The 419-nt window shown below is 69.0% G+C and carries 1 protein-coding gene; it reads right to left on the bottom strand.

The window, feature by feature from the left end; all coding sequences use genetic code 11:
- The coding region (locus tag C662_RS19630) for a pyruvate kinase (RefSeq protein WP_002934802.1) at positions 1-419 on the bottom strand (419 nt) is incomplete at both ends.

The raw sequence follows: 419 nt of genomic DNA, 5'->3' as shown, positions 1-419 counted from the left end.
ACCGGGTACTTGCCGGCGGCGGTCTCGGCCGACAGCATCACCGCGTCGGTGCCGTCGAGCACCGCGTTGGCGACATCGGACACCTCGGCGCGCGTCGGCACCGGGCTGGTGATCATCGATTCCATCATCTGCGTGGCAGTGATGGTGAGCTTGTTACGGTCACGCGCGGCGCGGATCATCTTCTTCTGCAGGGCAGGCACGGCGGCGTCGCCGACCTCGACTGCGAGGTCGCCGCGCGCCACCATGATGCCGTCCGAGGCGCCTAGGATCTCCTCCAGGTTGGCGACGGCCTCGGTGCGCTCGATCTTGGCGATCAGCACCGCGCTGCTGCCGGCGGCGCGCAGCAGCTGGCGGGCCATGTACATGTCGGCCGCGCTCTTGGGGAAGGACACGGCGACAAAGTCCACGCCGATCTGCGC

The sequence above is a fragment of the Thauera sp. 28 genome, from assembly GCF_000310145.2.
In the GTDB taxonomy this organism is placed as follows: Bacteria; Pseudomonadota; Gammaproteobacteria; order Burkholderiales; family Rhodocyclaceae; genus Thauera; species Thauera mechernichensis.
Note: the sequence above shows the minus strand (reverse complement) of the source record. Positions and strands in the feature narration are given on the sequence as shown.